We start from the raw sequence: 20,005 nt of genomic DNA, 5'->3' as shown, positions 1-20,005 counted from the left end.
GGTGAGGCACATGCCGCAAAGGGACCGTTTGCAGAGCGTCTGTTTGCAAAGCACTTGCCTCCGGTGCCCGGACATGTTGATCGTGCAACAGATGAGCCCTGAATCCGAGCGCGCATGAGCGTATTTGTTCTCCGTCGTCTGTTGACTTTGCTGGCGACGCTGGTCGGCGCATCCGTGATCATTTTCCTGGTGCTGGATGCTCTTCCGGGCAATGCCGCGCAGATGCTGATGGGCGCCGATGCCTCGGCGGACGCGGTGCGTGCGCTCACGGTCAAGCTCGGGCTCGACCAGCCGCTGGCGGTTCGCTATTTGCAGTGGATCAAGGGGCTGCTCGTCGGCGATCTCGGCAACTCCTATGTCTACGGCACACCGGTTGCCGCCTTGATCGCGGAGCGGCTGGTGCTGACTATTCCGCTCGCGATGATGTCCATGCTGATCACGGTGACGCTGGCGCTCTCGGCCGGCATCTACACCGCCGCCAACCACAACAAGCTCGGCGACGTCGGCGTGATGTCGCTGACGCAGGTGGGCATCGCGCTGCCGAATTTCTGGTTTGCGATCCTGCTGGTGCTGTTGTTCTCGGTGCGGCTGCAATGGCTGTCGGCGGGCGGCTTTCCCGGCTGGGAGGACGGCATCTGGCTCGGCATCAAGTCGCTGCTGCTGCCGGCGCTCTCGCTCGCGGTGGTGCAGGCCGCGATCCTCGCCCGCGTCACGCGTTCGGCCGTGCTGGAAGTGCTGCGTGAAGACTTCGTCCGCACGGCGCGCGCGAAGGGGCTCGGCAAGCGCGAGGTGCTGTGGAGCCATGTGCTGCGCAACGCCATGATCCCGGTGATGACGGTAATGGGCCTGCAATTCGCCAATCTGCTCGCCGGCACCATCGTGATCGAGAACGTGTTCTATCTGCCCGGCCTCGGCCGCCTGATCTTCCAGTCGATCGCCAACCGCGACCTGATCGTGGTGCGCAACTGCGTGATGCTGCTCGCCACCATGGTCGTCATCGTCAATTTCGTGGTCGACGTGCTCTATGCCTTCGTCGATCCCCGCATCAAGGTGCACGATCTGTGAGCGCGCCGCTGACCACCCTCGTCGACGCGCCGGCCGCAACGCGCCCTCTGCCGGCGCGGACGTTCTGGCGCCGCGCGCTGCGCCATCGCAGCTTCGTGCTGGGCGGCGCGCTGAGCCTGCTGGTTCTCGCCTCGGCGCTGCTGTCGCTGGTGTGGACGCCCTGGTCGCCCTACGAGATCGACATCGCCTCGAAACTCCGGCCGCCCTCGGCCGCGCATTGGCTCGGCACCGATGTCTTCGGTCGCGATATCGTCTCGCTGCTGCTGGCCGGCGCCCGCTCCACCATCATGGTCGGCATCATCGCAGTCAGCATCGGTCTCACCTTCGGCGTCTGCCTCGGCCTGCTCGCATCGGCAAGGCGCGGCTGGACTGAAGAGATCATCATGCGCTTCTCCGATTTCACCTTCGCCTTTCCGGCCGTGCTCTCCGCCATCATGCTCTCTGCGGTCGTCGGGCCCGGCATGGTGACCTCGATCGTCGCCATCGGCATTTTCCAAATCCCGACGCTGATCCGCCTGACGCGCGGCTCGGCCAACGCGATCTGGGCGCGCGAGTTCGTGCTGGCCGCGCGCGCCGCGGGGAAAGGGTCTTTCCGCATCACCATTGAGCACGTGCTGCCCAACATCCTGTCGGTCCTGATCGTGCAGGCGACCATCCAGTTCGCGCTCGCGATCCTCGCCGAGGCCGCCTTGTCCTATCTCGGCCTCGGCACGCAGCCGCCGCAGCCGTCCTGGGGGCGGATGCTGAACGACGCGCAGACGCTGCTGTTCCAGTCGCCGATGCTAGCGGTTTATCCCGGCGCGGCGATCGCAATCGCGGTGCTCGGCCTCAATCTGCTCGGCGACGGACTTCGCGATCTGTTCGATCCACGACTGGCGCGGGAGCGATGACGATGGGCGAACGCTCTACCATGCCGTTGCTGGAGGTCGCCAATCTCGGCGTGCGCCTCAACACCAGCCGCGGGCCGGCACACGCCGTGCGCGGCGTCAGCTTTTCCTTGAAACGGGGTGAGACGCTCGGGCTCGTCGGCGAATCCGGCTGCGGCAAGTCGGTCACCGCGTTGTCGCTGATGGGGCTGCTGCCTGACAGTGCGGCCGTCACCGGCAGCGTCAAGCTGGATGGCGGCGAACTGGTTGGTTTGTCGGACGCGGAATATTGTCGTCTGCGCGGCAACCGCATCAGCATGATCTTCCAGGAGCCGATGACCGCGCTCAACCCGATGCACACGATCGGCCACCAGGTCGCCGAGCCGCTGCGGCGTCACAAGAACTATTCGGCCGGGCAGGCGCGCAAGGAGACGATCGCCTTGCTCGATCGTGTCGGGCTGCCTGATCCGGCCAGGCGCATTGATGCCTATCCGCACCAGTTTTCCGGCGGCCAGCGCCAGCGTGTCACGATTGCGATGGCGCTCGCCTGCGAGCCCGACCTTCTGATCGCGGACGAGCCGACCACCGCGCTCGACGTCACCATCCAGGGCCAGATCCTCGACCTCATCGCCGATATCGTCGAAGAGCGCGGCATGTCGATGATCCTGATCTCGCACGATCTCGGCGTCATCGCCGAGAACGTGCAACGCATGATGGTGATGTATGGCGGCACGGTCGTCGAGAGTGGACCGACCGACGAAGTGTTCCGCCGCATGGGACATCCCTACACGCAGGGCCTGTTCCGGGCTCGACCGAAGCTCGGCGCACGCAAGGGGACACGGCTGACGACGATATCGGGCACGGTGCCGGAGCTCGCCGATCTGCCTTCCGGTTGTACCTTCGCCGATCGGTGTCCGCTCGTAATCGAGCAATGCCGGGTCGCACTTCCACCGATGGTGGACGTCGGGCCGGGCCACTTCGTGCGCTGCATCCGGACGGACGTGTCGATGGCTGAACGCGTCGGAGCGCTGTCCGCATGAGCACGGCGCCCCTTCTCGACGTGAAGGATCTCGAGCAGCGCTACACGCTCCCGCGCGAGAGCCTGTTCCGCCCGCCTGGGCAGGTGCGCGCGCTCAATGGCGTCAGCGTGCGGGTCGACGCCGGCAAGAGCCTCGGCATAGTAGGCGAATCCGGCTCGGGCAAGTCGACCTTCGCGCGGGTGGTGATGGCGCTGGAGCGGCCGACGTCGGGCCAGGTCGCGCTGCTCGGCCGCGATCTCAACCGCATCACTGCCGACGAATTGCGCCGCGCGCGCCGTGATTTCCAGATGGTGTTCCAGGATCCCTACGGATCGCTCGACCCGCGCCAGACCATCGCGCGGATCGTCGCCGAGCCGCTCACTGTGCTGGAGGGCGCCGACCGCACCACGTTTCGCACGCGCGTCTCTGCGGTGCTGAGGCAGGTGGGCCTGCGCGATGCCGACATGGAGAAATATCCGCACGAATTCTCCGGCGGTCAGCGCCAGCGCATCGCCATTGCGCGCGCGCTGATCACCCAGCCGAAGCTGATCGTGGCCGACGAGCCAGTCTCCGCGCTCGATGTCTCCGTCCAGGCGCAGGTGCTCAACCTGATGCAGGACCTCCAGGAACAGTTCGGGTTGAGTTACGTCCTGATCAGCCACGACCTCGCCGTCGTCGACTATCTCTGCGACGAGGTCGCGGTGATGTATCTCGGCCGTATCGTCGAGCAGGGCTGTCCCGAGGACTTGTTCGAGCGCTGCGCCCATCCCTATACGCGGGCATTGCTGGATGCCGTACCGCGGGCGCGCGCCGGTGGTGGCCGGCGCCGCCGCGGGGCCCAGGCGATCGCCTCGCAATCGGCGGCCGCGACCGGATGTCCTTATGTGTCGCGGTGCGCGCTCGCCGACCAGCATTGCCGCGAGGTTCTGCCTGAGCTACGCAAGGTGGGCGAGACGCATCTCGCCGCCTGCCACAAGGCCGAGGCTGTGATGGCGTTGCCGCCATTGCCCGTGGAGGGTTAGCGCCCGCGGCGGGATTGGCGTAGGGTAGGACAAGATGAAGGCCGGGGAGTTACGCATGTTCAGGAAACTATCCATCGTCGTATTCGCCGTCGCGCTTGCCGCGGCACCGTTGCCGGTGCTGGCGCAGAGCAAGAAGGACAGCGTCGTCATGGCGATGGCGCTGGAGCCGCCGGGCCTCGATCCCACCAACGCTGCGGCCGCCGCGATCGCCGAGGTCACGCTCTACAACATCTACGAGACGCTGACCAAGATCAACGAGGACGGCTCCACGTCGCCCCTGCTGGCGGAGAGCTGGACCGCATCGCCCGATCTGAAATCCTATACCTTCAAGCTGCGCAAGGGCGTCAAATTCCACAACGGCGAGCCGTTCGACTCCGCAGCCGTGAAGTTCTCGTTCGAGCGCAATGCTGTCGCCACCAGCACCAACAAGGACAAGAGCCTGTTCCAGAGCTTCGAGTCGGTTACCGCGCCTGACGCGGACACAGTCGTGATCACGCTGAAAAATTCCGAGCCGAACCTGCCGTTCCTGCTCGGGCAGGCGAGCGGCTCGATCGTCGAGCCGAAGAGCGCGCCGACCAATATCACGCAGCCGATCGGGACCGGGCCTTATCAGCTTGGCGCCTGGGCCAAGGGCTCCTCGATGACCCTGACCAAATGGACGGACTACCGCAACGCCGCCGCGATCAAGCTCTCGAAGGTGACGATCCGCTTCATCTCCGATCCGTCAGCGCAGACGGCGGCGCTGCTGTCGGGCGACGTCGACGCGTTTCCCCGCGTGTCGGCCCAGCGCACCATCGCGCAGTTCAAGGCCGATCCGCGCTTCAATGTCATGGTCGGCGGCTCCAGGGCCAAGACCATCGTCGCGATCAACCATCGCAAGAAGCCGCTCGACGATGTCCGCGTGCGCCGTGCGATCCTCGCCGCGATCGATCGCAAGGCCATGATCGACGGTGCCGTCGACGGTTTCGGCACGCCGATCGGCAGCTTCTACGTGCCGGGCGCGCTCGGTTTCGTCGATACCATCGGCATCAACCCCTACGATCCGGAGAAGGCCAAGAAGCTCCTCGCCGAGGCCGGCGTTACCACCCCGCTCGAGCTGTCGCTCAAGCTGCCGCCGCCCTCCTATGCGCGGCAGGGCGGCGAGATCCTTGCGGCCCAGCTCGCCAAGGTCGGCATCATCGCCAAGATCGAGAACGTCGAATGGGCACAATGGCTGTCGCAGGTGTTCGCCGGCAACGGTCCGCACAATTTCGATCTCACCATCATCAGCCACGTCGAGCCGTTCGATCTCGTCAAGATCACCGAGCCGGACTACTATCTCGGCTACAACAACGAAGCGTTCAACGCGCTCTACAAGCAGATCGTATCGACGCCAGACGAAGCTGCCCGTGCAAAACTTCTCGGGGATGCCCAGCGCATGTTGGCCACCGACGCCGTCTCCGCCTACCTTTACCAGCCGCAGCTGATCACCATCACCAACAAGAAGCTGAAGGGCGTCTGGAAGGACGTGCCCCAGTACGAGAACGATTTCTCGACGTGGTATTGGGAGTAGGGTCGCGCAGGACGACTGCGAGCTTTCGGTGGCCATCTCTCCCGACGAAAGAGATGGTCACGACGCTGGTCAAAAACAAAACCTGAAAAACAACCCCATGCACAGTAGCCGGGGCTAGTCATTTCAATGGCTTGCGCGTGGCGCGATTGAATGGCTAGCCCGTTGCGGATGCGGTTGACCCGTCGGGCAAAACACTGGAATGATGGCATCATCGAAGGAGGCCGCGCCCGCTCGGCTTGGCGCCGCCCCGACGCTCCCTCGACCTTGAACGTTCGGAACCCTCATGCGTTAGCTCAGCGCAGGATGGCCGCATGCCGTGCGATCCGGCGCGAAGGTGCGGAGTTCGGCTCTTGCTTAAACTGTACAGGTGGCCATCCGACGACTGGCAGAAGATCGGCGCGGAAATGCCGTCCGAGATCATTTGGGCTGATCTCTTGGACGCGACCGCGGAGGAAAAGCAGTTCGTCGAACGGTTGCTCAGGATACGTATTCCGTCCGAGGATTCGCTCAGCGAGATCGAAGCGTCGAGCCGCCTGATCCTCGACAACGGCACGCTCTATCTCAGCTCGCCGGCGGTCCGGCTCAACGAGGACAACGAGGCCGAGATCACGCCCGTGGGTTTCGTCATCGGCCCGCACGTGCTGGTGACGGTGCGCTTCGCGGAGCTGCCGATCTTCGACGAGATCGGCAAGCGTATAGGTTCGGATGACAGCCTGGAGAACGGCATGTGCGTGTTCACCAGCCTGGTCGAGGCCATGGTCGATCGCGGGGCCGATATTCTCGAGCATCTCGGTGCGAAGGTCGACAGGCTCTCGCGGGGCGTCTTCAAGGGCGGGCTCGTTCGCACCAAGCGGCCGGTCCGCTCCAGCCGCAGGATGCGCGAGGCGCTGGAGAACATCGGGGAGCTGGCCGATCGGCTCGCCAAGGCGCGCGATGTCCTGCTTGGCGTCGGCCGCGTGGCCTCGTTTGCCGGCGATGTCGGAAGTGAATGGATTACGGCCGCGTCGAAGAAGCGCCTCGAGGCCGTCTCGAAAGATGTCGCTTCGCTCGGTGACTACGAGACGCGATTGTCCGACAAGATCCAGCTTCTGCTCGATGCCGTGCTCGGCTTCATCAACATCCAGCAGAACGAGCTGTTCAAGATCCTGACGATCGTCTCGGTCGTCGGTGTGCCGCCCACGATTTTGGTCGGAATCTGGGGCATGAACTTCAAGCACATGCCGGAGCTGGACTGGACGTTCGGCTATCCGCTGGCGTGGCTTGCCATCATTGCCAGCGGCGTGCTGCCGCTGATCTGGTTCAAGCGGCGCGGCTGGTTCGAGTGAAGCGGCGGCGCACCGTCCGAAAACGATGCGCCGCTTTTCCGGATCAGGCCGCTTCCGCGGCGGCGTTGCCGATCCAGTCGCGGGCGAGCGTCACGTCGGCTTGCGACAATTGATGGCCCGCCGGCAGGACCCTGTGACTCACACTCGCTCCTGACTCCGACAACAGAGCCGCCAGCCGTGCCGAGTTGTTTGGCGGCACGATCGGGTCGGCCTGCCCGGACAACAGCAGAACCGGCTTGCCGTCGAGTTCGGCCTTGGGCGGATCCGACAGCGGCACCATGGCGCGGAGCAGGATCGCGCCCGCCAGCACATCCGGCTTCAGCAGCAACAGCGCGGCTGCGATGTTGGCGCCGTTGGAGAAGCCGACCGCGATCGGCGCGGCGATGCCATAGCGTTGCCGTGCGTCCGCGACGAAGTCGCCGAGCTCGCGCGCACGCCGGCGCACATCTTCCTCGTCGAAGACGCCTTCAGCGAGGCGGCGGAAGAAGCGCGGCATGCCGTGCTCGAGCACGCGGCCGCGCGGCGAGAGCTGGGCCGAGCCGGGCGAGATCATTTTGCCAAGCCCGAGCAGATCGTTCTCGTCGCCACCCGTGCCGTGCAGCAGCAGGAGAGGAGAGGAGCCCGCGCCGGTCGCGGGCTCGAAACGATGGATGAATGAATTCTCGGTCACGATACCCTCTCTTCTAAATTCGGCAGAACATCCTCGATCTCCTTGCGTTGCCCTTCGAGGAAGCTCGGTAGCTTCAGGTCACGCCCCAGCGTCGCGACGGGTTCATCGACGGCGAAGCCGGGGATATCGGTCGCGATCTCGAACAGCACGCCGCCGGGCTCGCGGAAGTAGATCGAGCGGAAGTAGTTGCGGTCCCTCTGTTCGGTCGGGTGCAGGCCGTGATCGCTTACGAGCTTTTGCGCCATCTTGCCCTGCTCGGCATCGTCGGCCGCGCGGAAGGCGATGTGATGCACGGAGCCGCCACCCTGGTGTCCGCGCAAAAAGCCCTTCGCTTCGTAGATATCGACGACGCTGCCTTCGACGTCGCCCGGCGCCTTGAAGCGGATCACGGAGCCTTCGCGCGCCGCCTCCTTGAAGCCGAACACGTCGGTGAGGACGGCCGCCGTCTTCGCCGCGCTGTCGAGCAGCAAGGTCACGCCGTGGAAGCCGCGGATCGCATGCTCGGCCGGCACATCGCCGTTGCTCCAGCCAGGCTCGCTCTCGGCGCCGGGGACACCGACGAGCGCGAGCGCCATGCCATCAGGGTCTGTGAACGGCAGCACGGACTCGCCAAAACGCTTTTCCAGTGCCTCGTACGCGATCCCCTTCTCGGTGAAACGCTGGGTCCAGTAGCCGAGCGAGTGCTGCGGAACACGGAAGGAAGTCTGATGGGTTTCGCCGACGCCGCGGCGCCCCGCCGGCACGCCGGCCCACGGGAAAAAGGTCAGGATGGTGCCCGGGCGGCCGGTCTCGTCGCCGTAATAGAAGTGATAGGTGCCGGGATCATCGAAATTGACCGTCTTCTTGACGAAGCGCAGGCCAAGATTCCGGGTGTAGAAGCCGAAATTCCTGATGGGGTCGCCGGCGATCGCGGTGACATGGTGCAGTCCAGACATTGTCGTCCTCCTGAATTCGGGAGCGGTCTTGCTCTGGCCGGAAATATCGTTCCGCTTTGGATTGGAGACAATCCATGCAAATATGACGTCTATGTCTACGATTTGGAAACAATCGCCCACGTCGGCCCATGGATAAGGTCGCCAGCCTCCGGGCCTTCGTAAAGGTGGTCGAAAGCGGCAGTTTTGCCGAGGCCGGGCGCCAGCTCAGGCTGTCGCGCTCGGCGATCAGCAAATACATCGCCGACCTCGAGGAGAGCCTCGGCGTCCAGCTCCTGAACCGGACCACGCGCCACGCGAGCCCGACCGAGAACGGCCAGCGCTATTTCGACCGCGCGGTCGTGATCCTGTCCGAGATCGAGGCGGCCGATCAGGCCGTGACGCAAGCCCAGTCGGCGCCGCGCGGCATGTTGCGCGTCAATGCGCCGATGTCGTTCGGCACCCTGCGGCTCGGGCCGGTACTCGCCGATTTCATGGCGCGATATCCGGACCTGCAGCTCCAGATCGTGCTCAGCGACGACCTGCTCGACCCCGTCCAGGACGGTTTTGACGTGACGTTGCGCATCGCGGAGCTGGAATCTTCCAGCCTGATCGCGCGCAAGATCATGCCGGTGGCACGCATGATCTGCGCTTCGCCTGATTATCTCGCACGTCACGGCACGCCACAACATCCGCAGGATCTGCGCGAACATGCGTCCCTGACGTACGGTTTCCTGCTTACGGGCAACCAGTGGAAGCTCACCGGCGCCGACGGCGATCACTGGATCCAGCCGGCCTGGTCGCTCTGCGTCAACAATGCCGAAGTGCTGCGCGATGTCGCGATCAAGGGCAGGGGGCTCGCGCTGCTTCCCGAATTCATCGCGGCCGACGCGTTGCGGAAAGGCGAACTACGCACCGTGCTGGACAGCTATTCTGCGCCGCCGCTCGCACTCTATGCGGTCTATCCGCCGACCCGGCATTTGTCCGTGAAAGTGCGGCTGTTCATCGATTTCCTTGTCGAGCGTTTCGGGCGTGAGGACGAATCTGACGCGCGCAAACGCGCTGAGGGATCAACGGCTGCATGACGTGAAGGCGGTGGAGCCTTCGGTGGACAGGACATCGGCCATCGCCCCTGATCGCTTTTGCTGCCGTTGCAGTGGGCAAAAAAGCGCAGTTTGCCTAACTGTTGTGCACTGCAAGCCTGCAAATCAATCAGTCCAATGATTGATTTCAATATGCATTCCTGCACGACTGATTGCACATCTCGCCATTTTCTTTCGAGCCCCTGAAGCCAACACTTCTCGTGCTCACGGCGAAAGGCGCGCAGCGAGACGCGAAGACCACGAGGATGCCGATGCAACAGATCACCGCGGCGATTTCGAATCCAAAGGTGAAGCGCGCCATCGAACTCGCGATAGGGCCGCTGCTGCTGTTCGCGTTGTGGTGGATCGCCTTCAAGGGGCAGCTGGTCAACAAGGATCTGCTGCCGTCGCCAGTCGACACACTGCGCGATACCGCGGCCATCATCTTCGCCGGCAAGATGACCGGCGATTTCGTCCATACCATCGCGCGCGTCGGCTATTCGACCCTGATCGCCGTGGTTGCCGGTGTCCCTATCGGGATCGTGCTCGGTGCCAGGGCTGCGATCTATCGTTCAGTCGAATTCCTGGTGGACTTCTTCCGCTCCACGCCGGCGACCGCAATGTTTCCGTTGTTCCTGCTGCTCTTCGGCCTTGGCGATTTCGCCAAGATTGCAGTTGCCGCTTTCGCCGCCTGGCTCGTCATCATCTTCAACGTCGCCTACGGCGTGATGAATGCTCGTCAGACCCGCATCCTCGCAGCGCGCTCGATGGGCGCGTCGTCGCTCCGCATTTTCAAGGACGTCATCTTCTACGAAACCCTGCCGCAGACCTTCATCGGCCTGCGTACCGCAGTGTCGCTTGCGCTGGTCGTGATCATCGTCGCCGAGATGTTCATAGGCGCGACCGACGGCATCGGTCACCGCATCATCGACGCGCAGATCTCCTATTCGCTCACGGATATGTACGGCTCCATCTTGATCGCAGGCGCGATGGGATATGGGCTCAATTTCATGCTTCTGATGATCGAGCGTTCGCTCATCCACTGGTCCGGAAAATAGTCCGCCTAATCATACGAGAGGCCATTATGCAGATGAAGAGATTCCTTGGAGCATTCGCAGCCTCCACGTTCCTGCTCGGCGCGACCGCCACACACGCGGCCTGCGACAAGACCGAGAAAGTGACGGCGGTCTGGCTGCCGATCATGCAGACCACCGCCTATTACGTTGCTCTCGAAGAGAAGCTGTTCGAAAAGGCCTGCATCGAGATTGTTTCCACCAAGATGGAAGCGCCAAACCAGATCATCGACGCCCTGATCGCGGAGCGCGCGGATTTCGGTCCGCCGGGCGCGGCGGCCGGCATCGCAATGATCGCGGAGGCCAAATTTCCCGGCAAGCTGAAGGTGTTCGGCCTGCAGGGCGGGGGTATCGCGGTCGATCGCATCAATGACGGCCTGATCGTGAAGCCGGACAGCCCGATCAAGAGCTTTGCCGACCTGAAGGGGAAGTCGCTCGGTCATGTTCCGGGCATTCAGTGGCGCACCATCTCCCGCCACATGGTCCGATCGGCGGGCCTCGATCCCGATACCGACGTCAAGCTGGTCGATCTCGCGGTCGCCATGCAGATTCCTGCTGTGGTCGGCGGAACGGTCGATGCAACGTTGTCGCTCGAGCCGGTCGGATCGATTGCCGTCGCGTCGGGCAAAGCGGCCCGTGCCATGACCAATCCGGTCGCGCGCGTGATTGCGGATCCGTTCTATTCCGGGGCTTCGCTGATGACCACGAAGTTCTTGAAAGAGCGGCCTGACGCAGCGCGCAAGGTGGTCGCCGCCCTCGACGAGGCGACCGACCTCGTGAACGCCAATTTCGCAAAGTACAAGCCGATCCTCACCAAATACACACCCACCAAGGAAGATCAGCTCGAATTCCTGGCGCAGCCTTATCTGCGCGGCTTCAAGGACCTCAACGAGACCGATATGAAGTCGTACCAGGCGCTGGTCGAAATCTTCATCAAGGAGGGAGTGATGGCAGGTCCGATCAACGTCAAGGACAAGGTCCTTGCCAAGTCCGATCTCGGAAATTGAGTGGGCATTCCGATGGGGAAAGTGACCGCGATCCGCAGCGTAGAGCGGCCAGAAGCTGAAGGCCCATCACCTGTCCTGGCGCGCAAACCGCGGCAGGCCTACGTCACCGTGCGCGGACTGAGCAAGAGCTTTCAGGGCACGACGATCTACGACGACTTCTCGATCGAACTGCCGATGGGAAAGTTCATCTCGGTGTTCGGCCCGAACGGTTGCGGCAAGAGCACTTTCATCAACATGATCTCCGGCCTGATGCCGATGGATGCGGGTGAGGTGCTTTACGACGGCCAGACCATCCGCGACACCAGGATATCGTACGTCTTTCAGAACTACAGGGAAGCGCTGTTTCCCTGGATGCGTGCGATCGACAACATCCACTATCCCCTCAAAGTGATCGGGGTGGATCGTAAGGAGCGCCGCCGCCGCGTCGAAAAGCTGCTCGCGGATTTCGATGTGCCGTTCGATCTCAACGCGTATCCCTACACGCTGTCGGGAGGGCAGCAGCAGACGGTTTCGATCCTGCGCGCGCTAGTGACCGAGCCCGAGGTGCTGTTTCTCGACGAGCCTTTCTCTGCCCTCGATTACGAGATGACGCTGTTCATGCGCGAACGGCTGCAGCACATCTTCATGAAGCTGAAGACGACGATGCTGCTGGTGTCGCACGATCTTGAGGAGGCCATACAGCTCGCCGACCAGGTCGTGCTGCTGACGCGTCGGCCGACGCGGGTGGCAGAAATCGTTCCGGTGGACCTGCCCTGGCCGCGCGACCTCGACGTCACCACGGGCGAGGGGTTCATCAACCTGAAACGCCATTGCCTCGACCGCTTCTGGCGGGAAGTCAAGCGGGACTAGTCCGATCAATCTTCGAAACATGGAGACCAACATGACGAAGCGCCGTTTCCGCGCTGCCGCCGTCCAGACGCTCGCCCGATTGGGAGACTTTGACCACAACATCGCGCTGGCCAAGCAATACGTCGAGGATGCGGTGAGGCAGGGAGCCGAGTTGGTGGTGTTCCCCGAATGCATGGACACCGGCTATCTCTTCGACTCCGCCGAGCACTGCCGTGAACTCGCCGAGACGATGAAGGACGGCCCGTTCGTGACTGCGTTGTCCGCGCTCGCGAAAAAGCACTGCATCTACATCGCCAGCGGCGTCACCGAGTGGGATCCGGATAAGGAGAAGATCTTCAACACCGGCATCATGTTCGGCCGAAATGGCGAGACCGTCTGTCATTATCACAAACAGTTCCTTGCCACACACGATCAGAATTGGTTCGCGTTCGGCGAGCGCGGCTGCCCGGTGGTGGATACCGACCTCGGAAAGATCGGCCTATTGATCTGCTTTGACGGCCGCATCCCCGAGATCTTCCGCTCGATGGCGATGCAGGGTGCGGAAGTGATCGTCGACATGGCGAACTTCTTCAGCATGGACCAGGCGGACATGTGGGGCCCAGCCCGCAGCTACGAGAACGGCCTGTGGCTCGTGGCCGCCACCAAGGCCGGCTATGAGCGGTCGATCTACTATCCCGGCGGCAGCATGATCGTCGATCCCAAAGGACGCGTGCTGTCGAAGGTGCCATACGATACACACGGTATGGCCGTGGCCGATATCGATCTCGACGCCGCGAGCGACAAATCGATCTACTCGGCAAACGACAAGATCGCCGATCGCCGTCCCGAGACTTACGGCCTGATGGCGCTGCCTTATGAGAAGACGCCGGTCTACCGGATCGCGGAGCAGCCGCTGATCCCGGCGAAATCGGTTGCCAAAGTCGCCGCCGTGCAGATGCACGTCACCAAGGACAGTCCAGCCGGGGACGTGTTCGATATGATCGATCACGCGGCCAAGCTCGGCATCAAGGTCCTCACACTGCCGGAATATGCATTCTGTCCAACCGCCATTCCGAACGGGGCGGAGGCCGCGGCATTGGCCGACCAAACGACGACCCTGCTGGCGAGGATGGCCGCGATCTCGTCCCGCTACCAATGCCTGATCGCGCTCCCCACGGTAGAGCGCGCCGCAGCCGGACTGTTCGTCACGACGTTCCTGATCGGGCCGGATGGGAAGGAGATCGGGAAGTACCGCAAGACCCATCTGACCGCCGAGGAGCGGAAATGGGCGAGGGCGGGCGACGAATATCCGGTGTTCGAGACCCCGTTCGGCCGCATCGGCATCATGTCTGGCTACGACGCAGTATTCCCCGAGGTCTCGCGTTGCCTCGGCATCGCGGCGGCCGATATCATCTTGTGGCCGGCCTCGCTGCGCGAGCCGTTCGAACGCGAACTGCTGGCTGTTCCGAGGGCCGAGGACAATCGCGTGGCGGTGGTGCTGGCGAACCGCGTCGATTCGCCCTATCCGGGCGGCAGCCTCGTGATTCCGCCGACCGGTTTTCCGCTCTGGGACATCAACGTCGTAGCGCCGCGCGTTCTCAAGCTGGGCGCTGTCATGCCCAAGCACATCGATCTCGCGGTCTGCCGGCAGAAGCTGATGATCCCGAAGGTCGACATGTTCGCCAACCGGCTGGTCGAGACCTACGCCCCGATCATCGCCGCCTGACGGTTGCGGTAGCGCCCGATATGCCCGAAAGTAGCGAGTGTTAGATGCCGAAGCTCGCGAACGGGCATATCAGGACGGCCGAGGTGGCAAAGGCTGCGCGAACGCTGCGTTACAATTGGGACGACGTCATCTTCTTCCTGGAGGTCGCGCGCACCCGCAATCTCGTTCGCGCGGGCCAGAAGTTGAAGGTCGACCACACGACTGTCAGCCGGCGGGTGAGGGAGCTCGAACGCAGCCTCAACACCACGCTGTTCAAGCGCAGCAAGGCAGGCTTTGCCCTGACCGAAGCGGGTGTGCGACTGCTCCAGTTTGCCGAAGGCATGGAGAACAACGCCAACGCCATCATCGAGACCGTGGTCGGTTCCGAGAAGGCGGACGCCGCCGGAGCCGTGCGAATTGCCGCCATGGAAGGCATCGGCAGCATGTACCTGACGAGATGCATGGCCGCATTCAGCAAGGCCTGGCCCTCGATCCAGGTCGAATTGATCACCGATACACGCCTCCTCGACATGACGCGCCGCGAGGCCGACATCTTCATCAGCTTCTTCAAACCAAAAGGAAGGCGGCTCTCGGTCAAGAAGATCGGCGAGTTCAGGAGCTTCCTTTACGCCTCCAGTGGCTATCTGCATCGCACGCGGGCACCGTCCGACCTGAAGGACCTCGACAATCACGACTTCGTCGACTTCATTGACGAACACATCCACATCAAGGAGAACCGCTGGCTGTCCGACATCCTGCGGCCGGCACACGTCGTGTTCCGCAGTACCAGCCTGGTGTCACAATACGTGGCCGCATCGAACGGGCTCGGCATCGCCATGCTGCCGTCCTATGTAGCCGCCCACAACAAGGATCTGCGCCCGATCCTGCCCAGCTATTTTTCCGTCCGCGATATCTGGATATCCGTCCACGAGGACCTGCTGCACATCGCCCGCATCAAGGCTGTCATGGGATTCCTCGAGAAACGCGTCGCGGCCGACGTCGATTTCCTGATGTCGGCGAGCCATCACGCCTAGGTATAAGGCTGTTGCGGGAGGTGCTAACTGACCGAACGCCGCTCGGCGGGCCGAAGCAGATCGTCCAGCGCGCTCATCGAGGCCTCTCGAAGCGCCGCAAGTTCGCGGACGCAGCTCTGGCACTTCGCGGGGGGCATCGTGGCTGCCGCCAGCTCGACTTCGCGGCAGCCCTCGAACAGGCGGACGAGGCCGAGCGCGCTCGCGGCGCTGCCGAGTTGATGCGCGTGACGCGCGAGCTGCGTGTATTCGCCAAGCTCAGCTGCCTTGGCGATGTCCTCGATCAGCTTCTCGCTGGTCTCCTCCAGCAGGTGACGGAGCTTTTCGATTTGCGCGGCGCCCAGCAGTTCCTTCTGGTCGTCGAGGAAGTGCCGGTCGATCAATGCGCCTGCGGCGAGTTGCGCCGCGGCCGGCTCGTTCTGGTGATCGTCCTCGATCGCCTCGCGGAGGGCGTTGATCAGGATCGGCTTGCAGACGATCTTGGCGATGCCTGCGCCCGCGAGCCGCTCGCGGGCGCGGCGCGACATGTCGGCGGTTACCGCGATGATGCGCGGCATCATCGGCAGACCGAGCTTGCGGATTCGCGATGCCGCCTCGACGCCGTCCATGTCGGGCATGTGCAGATCCATCAGGATGATGTCGAACGTCTGGTCGCGCGCGCGAGCGATGGCAGACGCGCCGTTCGTGGCGATGGTCGCGTGGTGGCCGAGCCTCTTCAACATCGCTTCGCCGACCTCGCAATTGACGGGGTCGTCGTCGACCAGCAGCACGCGAAGCTGCCGCGATGGCGGCTGAACCGCGCCTTGCGCGATGCCCGTCGCGGCGAGGCCAAGCGGTATTTCAAGCATGAACGAGCTGCCCGCACCTGGGATGCTCGCCACCGTCAACTCGCCGCGCATCAGGCGGGTGAGGCGCCGCGCAATCGCAAGTCCGAGGCCAGTGCCGCCGAAACGCCGTGCGATGCTGTCGTCGGCCTGGACGAAATCCTCGAAAATCCGCTCGTGCATGTCGGGCGCGATGCCGATGCCGGTATCGCGAACGGTGATGCGCAGCAGGACACGATCGTCATGCCGCTCGGCGGCCGCGTTCAAGCCGATGCCGCCGCGCGGGGTGAATTTGATCGCGTTGCCGATCAAATTGAGCAGGATGCGATTGAGCCGCACCGGATCGCCGTGCACGGAGGTATTGACCGTCGCATCGCAGGCGAGGTCGAAGGTCAGGCCCTTGCTAGAGGCCTGCGGACGCATCAGGTCGGCGGCCGTTTCGATGAGCTGGTCGAGGCGGAAATCGCGGGCCTCCAAAGTCTCGGCGCTGGCCTCGAGGCGCGCATATTCGAGGATGCCGTCGACCAGCGCGATCAGCGTTTCGCCCGATGCGGCCGCGGTCGTCAGGTGACGCCGCTGTGCCTCACCGAGGCTGCCGTCGTCGAGCAGTTGCAGCACGCCCATGACGCCGTTCAGCGGCGTGCGCAGCTCGTGGCTGACGACCGCGAGGAAACGTGATTTGGTCTCGTTGGCCGCTACCGCCGCGCTGCGCGCCCGCTCGGCGGCGTCGTGCTCTGCAAGAGCCTGGTCGCGGGTCTTTTCAAGTTCGGAGGTGCGCTCCATCACCTTGTGCTCGAGCGTCGCATAGGATTCGCGCAAGTGAGCGGCCATCCGGTTGAACTGATCGCCAAGCGCCTCCAGTTCGTCGCCGGTCTTGATCGCGAGCCGCAGGCCGAGGTCGCCGCTGCCGATCCGTCGCGCCCCCTGCGTCAGGATCTGGATCGGCACGGTCATGCGCCGGCTCAGAAAGAGAGAGACCAACACCGCGCAGGCCAGCAAGACGACCAGGAGAAATGTCGCGCGTCCGATCGATGCATAGATCGGCGCATAGGCTTCGGTGAGCGGCAGCTCGACGAACACCAGCCAGCCCAGCGAGGGGACCGTCGCATAGGTCGACAGCACGCGTTGACCGGACAGATCCTCCTTCACCACACCGCCCGAGGGCGGCCCCACGCCATCGAGCGTGGCGCGGACGTCGGCATGCGCGGAGAGATCGCTGCGGCGCAGCGCCCGCCACAAATCAGGATGCGCGATCAAGATTCCCATGCGGTCGACCACATAGGCCTTGCCGGTGTTGCCGACCCTGATCCCGGCGACGAGGTCCCAGATGAAGCGAAGATTGACCTCGGCGACAATCACATTCGGCGTGAGGCCAGTTCCGCGCGTGGCAAGCGTCATGAATGGCTCGGTATCACCAAAGAAGTAGACAGGCCCGTAATAGGCGCGGCTTTCATTGGCGCCGCGGAAGGCCGGCGAAGCAGAGAGGTCGGCATTGTCGCCGACCCTGTCCGCGACACGGCGCGACACGCGCACCTGCTCGCGGCCGCGTGCGTCGAGCTCGGCGAGTTCCGCGATGGCGGGCGAGAGGCGCAGGAGGCGGATGGCGTTCAGACGCTGGTCCTCGTTCGTGGACAGCTCCGGGGGCAAGCGTGAGAGCCATCTGATCTGGTTTTCGATCTGGCCAATGAATTGGCCGATCTGGATGGCCGCGGAGGCGGCCTGCTCGCGCTGGGTCGCCGCCAGAAGCTGCTTCTGCTCGCGATAGGAGAACCAGACATCGAAGCCGGTGTTGATGGCGAGCGCGGCAAAAGCGAGCGCGACGATCGAGTAGAGGTATTTGCGAAACAGGCGGCCGGGAGGCGGCCGTAGATCTCCCTGGTCGATCGTCTCGTTCACTCGCGGATCTCGTCGGCGCGCGCGAGCAGCGTGAACGGGATTGTCAAATCCAGCGCGCGGGCGACCGTGCGGTTGATCAGGAGCTCGTATTTCCGCGGGGATTGCACCGGCAGATCGCCGGCCTTGGTGCCGCGCAGGATGAGATCGACATAATCAGCCGAGCGCACTTCGAGCGTCGGCCCGTAGCTCATCAGTCCGCCCGCATCCATGAAATAATAGAACGGGTAAATCGTGGGCACGCGATATTTGGCCGCCGCGGCCACCGCCACCTGGCGGTGGACCACGAGGAAGCTGTCGACCAGCGCAATCATCGCCGCCTTGGGCGCCTTGGAAAAGGGCCTGACGGCTTCGTCGATGTCCGTTGGCGCGCTGACGGGGGCGGGGACCACGGACACGCCGGCAAGTGCTGCCTCTTGCTCGATGGAATCGAGGAAGAAGCGGCCGCCGCGAGGTGTGGTCGCCGGGTTGTACAGGATACCGACGCGCGCAAGATCCGGCACGGCCTCCCGGATGAGCTGAAGCCATTTGCCGCCCATCTCGGCGCTGCTGTTGGTGAAGCCGGTCACGTTGCCGCCGGGATGGACGAGACTTTCGACGAAGCCGTTGCCGACGGGATCGTTGGCGGTCGCGAACACGATCGGAATGGTTTGGGTGGCTTCCAGGACTGCTGCGGTTTCGATCGTCGAGCCGGTCAGGATCACGTCCGGCTTGAGCGCGAGCAATTCCTGAACCGCGGTTTTCAGTCTATCCGGAGCGCCGAAGGTCGAACGGAGCTCGAAGCGGAAATTGACGCCTTCGACCCAACCTCGCTGCCTCAAGCCCACGATGAGACCACCCAGGCGAGAGGTCGGGCTGTCGATCATGCTTCTTCTGGTCAATTCGTCGTCGAGCGGCAATGCCGTCAGCGATGCCACGACCCGCACGCGATCCGATGTTGCGCCGAGCGCCAGCCAGCCAGCAGCGGTTGTGCTCGCAAGGCGAATGAACCCGCGGCGATCGACCGCGAGAGCGGAAGGCCGTTCGGTCATGAAACCCTTTGCATGATGGCTTGCCCTAGACCGATGCTTAGCGCGAACGGCGGGTATCCACAATTGATGAAAAAATGCGTTTATGAATGCTCATTCGCAGCGTTTGGCAGCCGGATACCGTATTCCTACGCCGCCCAAGAGTCGCTGTTTCGAGCCTTGCCTACTTCGTGACACCTTGTAACGCATTGCGGCGTTGCAACATTCTCGGTCACGGTTGTGATGACGGTTCGGGGAAGCCGATTTCGGAGTTGTCGATTTTTGAAGCGTTGTTTCAAGTTTTTTCCGAAGGTTTTCGATGCGCAAAATTTATCTCGTTCCGACCCTCGTTGGCCTGCTCACCTCTGTCGCGGCCGGGCCCCTTGCGGCCCAGGGCGCCGTGCCGAAGCAGAAAGCTGCGCCGGCATCGAAAGCCAATGCTGCCGGTACTGCTCCCGCAGCAGCCGGTACGCCGGTCGCTGCCGGCGCGACGTCGGCAGCCGCCGCGGAGACATCGTCGCCAGATGACAAGTCCAAGGCGATCGACGGCTTCCGCTCCGCCAAGTTCGGGATGAACGAGGCCGACGTGCGCGCGGCGATAGCCAAGGATTTCGGCGCAAAGCCCGACGCCGTCAAGGCACAGGACAATGCGTCCGAGCTGACGCACAGCCTGCTGTATTCAGCGCCCGAGCTGTTGCCGAACGGCGGCACCGCCGAGCTCTCCTATGTGTTCGGCTACAAGTCCAAGTCGCTGATCCAGATCGGCGCAGTCTGGTCGAAGGGCAGCGACGCGGCGATCACGCCGGAGAAGCTGTTCTCCAACGCCAACATCCTGCGGGCCCATTTCCTCAGCGAGGGCTTCAAGCCCGACTCCATCGCGGTCAACATGCCCGTCAACGGCGGCATCGTGATGTTCCGCGGTAGTGACGCCAAGGATCGCTCGGTCATCCTGCTTCTCCAGGGCACATTCGAGAACAGGGACAACAACCAGCGTGTGCTGACGCCGACCAGCCTGCTGCTGTTCTACGTGGCCGACGCCAAGAGCCCGGACATCTTCAAGCTGCCGCCCGGCCAGTTCTGATGCCGGACGCTTCCACGACATTCTCCCACCCGATTGTGGATCGG

General features: G+C 63.5%; 17 protein-coding genes. 13 read left to right on the top strand and 4 right to left on the bottom strand.

Going from position 1 to position 20,005, the window contains the following annotated elements; translation table 11 throughout:
* The first annotated feature begins 114 nt into the window (after nucleotides 1–114).
* From IVA88_RS06000 to IVA88_RS05975, 6 genes are all read left to right on the top strand, one after another.
* Nucleotides 115–1,065: an ABC transporter permease gene (locus tag IVA88_RS06000; RefSeq protein ID WP_247496368.1), complete on the top strand. Its 951-nt coding sequence runs from the start codon at nucleotides 115–117 to the stop codon at nucleotides 1,063–1,065.
* Nucleotides 1,062–1,955: an ABC transporter permease gene (locus IVA88_RS05995; RefSeq protein ID WP_247496367.1), complete on the top strand. Its 894-nt coding sequence runs from the start codon at nucleotides 1,062–1,064 to the stop codon at nucleotides 1,953–1,955. Before IVA88_RS06000 ends, IVA88_RS05995 begins: the two co-directional genes overlap by 4 nt.
* Before the next feature lie 2 nt (nucleotides 1,956–1,957).
* Nucleotides 1,958–2,971, top strand: a complete 1,014-nt coding sequence (locus tag IVA88_RS05990) for an ABC transporter ATP-binding protein (RefSeq protein ID WP_247496366.1) — start codon at nucleotides 1,958–1,960, stop codon at nucleotides 2,969–2,971.
* Complete coding sequence (locus tag IVA88_RS05985) at nucleotides 2,968–3,972, top strand: oligopeptide/dipeptide ABC transporter ATP-binding protein (RefSeq protein WP_247496365.1); 1,005 nt, start codon at nucleotides 2,968–2,970, stop codon at nucleotides 3,970–3,972. Before IVA88_RS05990 ends, IVA88_RS05985 begins: the two co-directional genes overlap by 4 nt.
* A gap of 55 nt (nucleotides 3,973–4,027) precedes the next feature.
* The gene (locus tag IVA88_RS05980; RefSeq protein ID WP_247496364.1) at nucleotides 4,028–5,524 is read left to right on the top strand and encodes an ABC transporter substrate-binding protein; all 1,497 of its coding nucleotides are present in this window, start codon (nucleotides 4,028–4,030) and stop codon (nucleotides 5,522–5,524) included.
* Nucleotides 5,525–5,874: 350 nt separating this feature from the next.
* Entirely contained in the window at nucleotides 5,875–6,849 is a 975-nt protein-coding gene (locus IVA88_RS05975) for a magnesium transporter CorA family protein (RefSeq protein WP_247496363.1), read from the top strand.
* 43 nt (nucleotides 6,850–6,892) lie between these two features.
* Here IVA88_RS05975 and IVA88_RS05970 read toward each other — a convergent pair whose 3' ends face one another.
* Both IVA88_RS05970 and IVA88_RS05965 read right to left on the bottom strand, forming a co-directional pair.
* On the bottom strand, nucleotides 6,893–7,519 hold the full coding sequence (locus IVA88_RS05970; RefSeq protein ID WP_247496362.1) for an alpha/beta hydrolase: 627 nt from the start codon (nucleotides 7,517–7,519) through the stop codon (nucleotides 6,893–6,895).
* Nucleotides 7,516–8,454 (bottom strand): ring-cleaving dioxygenase, encoded by a 939-nt coding sequence (locus IVA88_RS05965; protein ID WP_247496361.1) that lies wholly within the window; start codon nucleotides 8,452–8,454, stop codon nucleotides 7,516–7,518. The genes IVA88_RS05970 and IVA88_RS05965 overlap by 4 nt, the downstream gene beginning before the upstream one ends.
* Nucleotides 8,455–8,582: 128 nt before the next feature.
* Here IVA88_RS05965 and IVA88_RS05960 point away from each other — a divergent pair, with 128 nt between their 5' ends.
* From IVA88_RS05960 to IVA88_RS05935, 6 genes are all read left to right on the top strand, one after another.
* Complete coding sequence (locus IVA88_RS05960; RefSeq protein ID WP_247496360.1) at nucleotides 8,583–9,515, top strand: LysR family transcriptional regulator; 933 nt, start codon at nucleotides 8,583–8,585, stop codon at nucleotides 9,513–9,515.
* 269 nt (nucleotides 9,516–9,784) lie between these two features.
* Nucleotides 9,785–10,570: an ABC transporter permease subunit gene (locus tag IVA88_RS05955; protein ID WP_247496359.1), complete on the top strand. Its 786-nt coding sequence runs from the start codon at nucleotides 9,785–9,787 to the stop codon at nucleotides 10,568–10,570.
* A gap of 32 nt (nucleotides 10,571–10,602) precedes the next feature.
* Nucleotides 10,603–11,592, top strand: coding sequence for an ABC transporter substrate-binding protein (locus IVA88_RS05950; RefSeq protein WP_247496358.1), 990 nt, complete (start codon nucleotides 10,603–10,605; stop codon nucleotides 11,590–11,592).
* A 12-nt stretch (nucleotides 11,593–11,604) separates the two neighbouring features.
* Nucleotides 11,605–12,441: an ABC transporter ATP-binding protein gene (locus IVA88_RS05945; protein WP_247496357.1), complete on the top strand. Its 837-nt coding sequence runs from the start codon at nucleotides 11,605–11,607 to the stop codon at nucleotides 12,439–12,441.
* A gap of 31 nt (nucleotides 12,442–12,472) precedes the next feature.
* Nucleotides 12,473–14,146 (top strand): carbon-nitrogen hydrolase family protein, encoded by a 1,674-nt coding sequence (locus IVA88_RS05940; protein WP_247496356.1) that lies wholly within the window; start codon nucleotides 12,473–12,475, stop codon nucleotides 14,144–14,146.
* 44 nt (nucleotides 14,147–14,190) lie between these two features.
* Nucleotides 14,191–15,159: a LysR family transcriptional regulator gene (locus IVA88_RS05935; protein WP_247496355.1), complete on the top strand. Its 969-nt coding sequence runs from the start codon at nucleotides 14,191–14,193 to the stop codon at nucleotides 15,157–15,159.
* 23 nt (nucleotides 15,160–15,182) lie between these two features.
* Here the strand turns inward: IVA88_RS05935 and IVA88_RS05930 are convergent, their stop codons facing one another.
* Together IVA88_RS05930 and IVA88_RS05925 are read right to left on the bottom strand one after the other, a co-directional pair.
* A complete protein-coding gene (locus tag IVA88_RS05930) occupies nucleotides 15,183–17,876 on the bottom strand; it encodes a hybrid sensor histidine kinase/response regulator (protein ID WP_247496354.1) in 2,694 nt (897 codons plus the stop codon).
* Complete coding sequence (locus IVA88_RS05925) at nucleotides 17,873–18,904, bottom strand: ABC transporter substrate-binding protein (RefSeq protein WP_247496353.1); 1,032 nt, start codon at nucleotides 18,902–18,904, stop codon at nucleotides 17,873–17,875. The genes IVA88_RS05930 and IVA88_RS05925 overlap by 4 nt, the downstream gene beginning before the upstream one ends.
* A 295-nt stretch (nucleotides 18,905–19,199) precedes the next feature.
* Here IVA88_RS05925 and IVA88_RS05920 point away from each other — a divergent pair, with 295 nt between their 5' ends.
* Nucleotides 19,200–19,961, top strand: a complete 762-nt coding sequence (locus IVA88_RS05920; protein WP_247496352.1) for a hypothetical protein — start codon at nucleotides 19,200–19,202, stop codon at nucleotides 19,959–19,961.
* Nucleotides 19,962–20,005 lie beyond the last annotated feature (44 nt).

Origin of the sequence: Bradyrhizobium sp. 149, assembly GCF_023073915.1 — a bacterium.
GTDB lineage: Bacteria > Pseudomonadota > Alphaproteobacteria > Rhizobiales > Xanthobacteraceae > Bradyrhizobium.
Note: the sequence above shows the minus strand (reverse complement) of the source record. Positions and strands in the feature narration are given on the sequence as shown.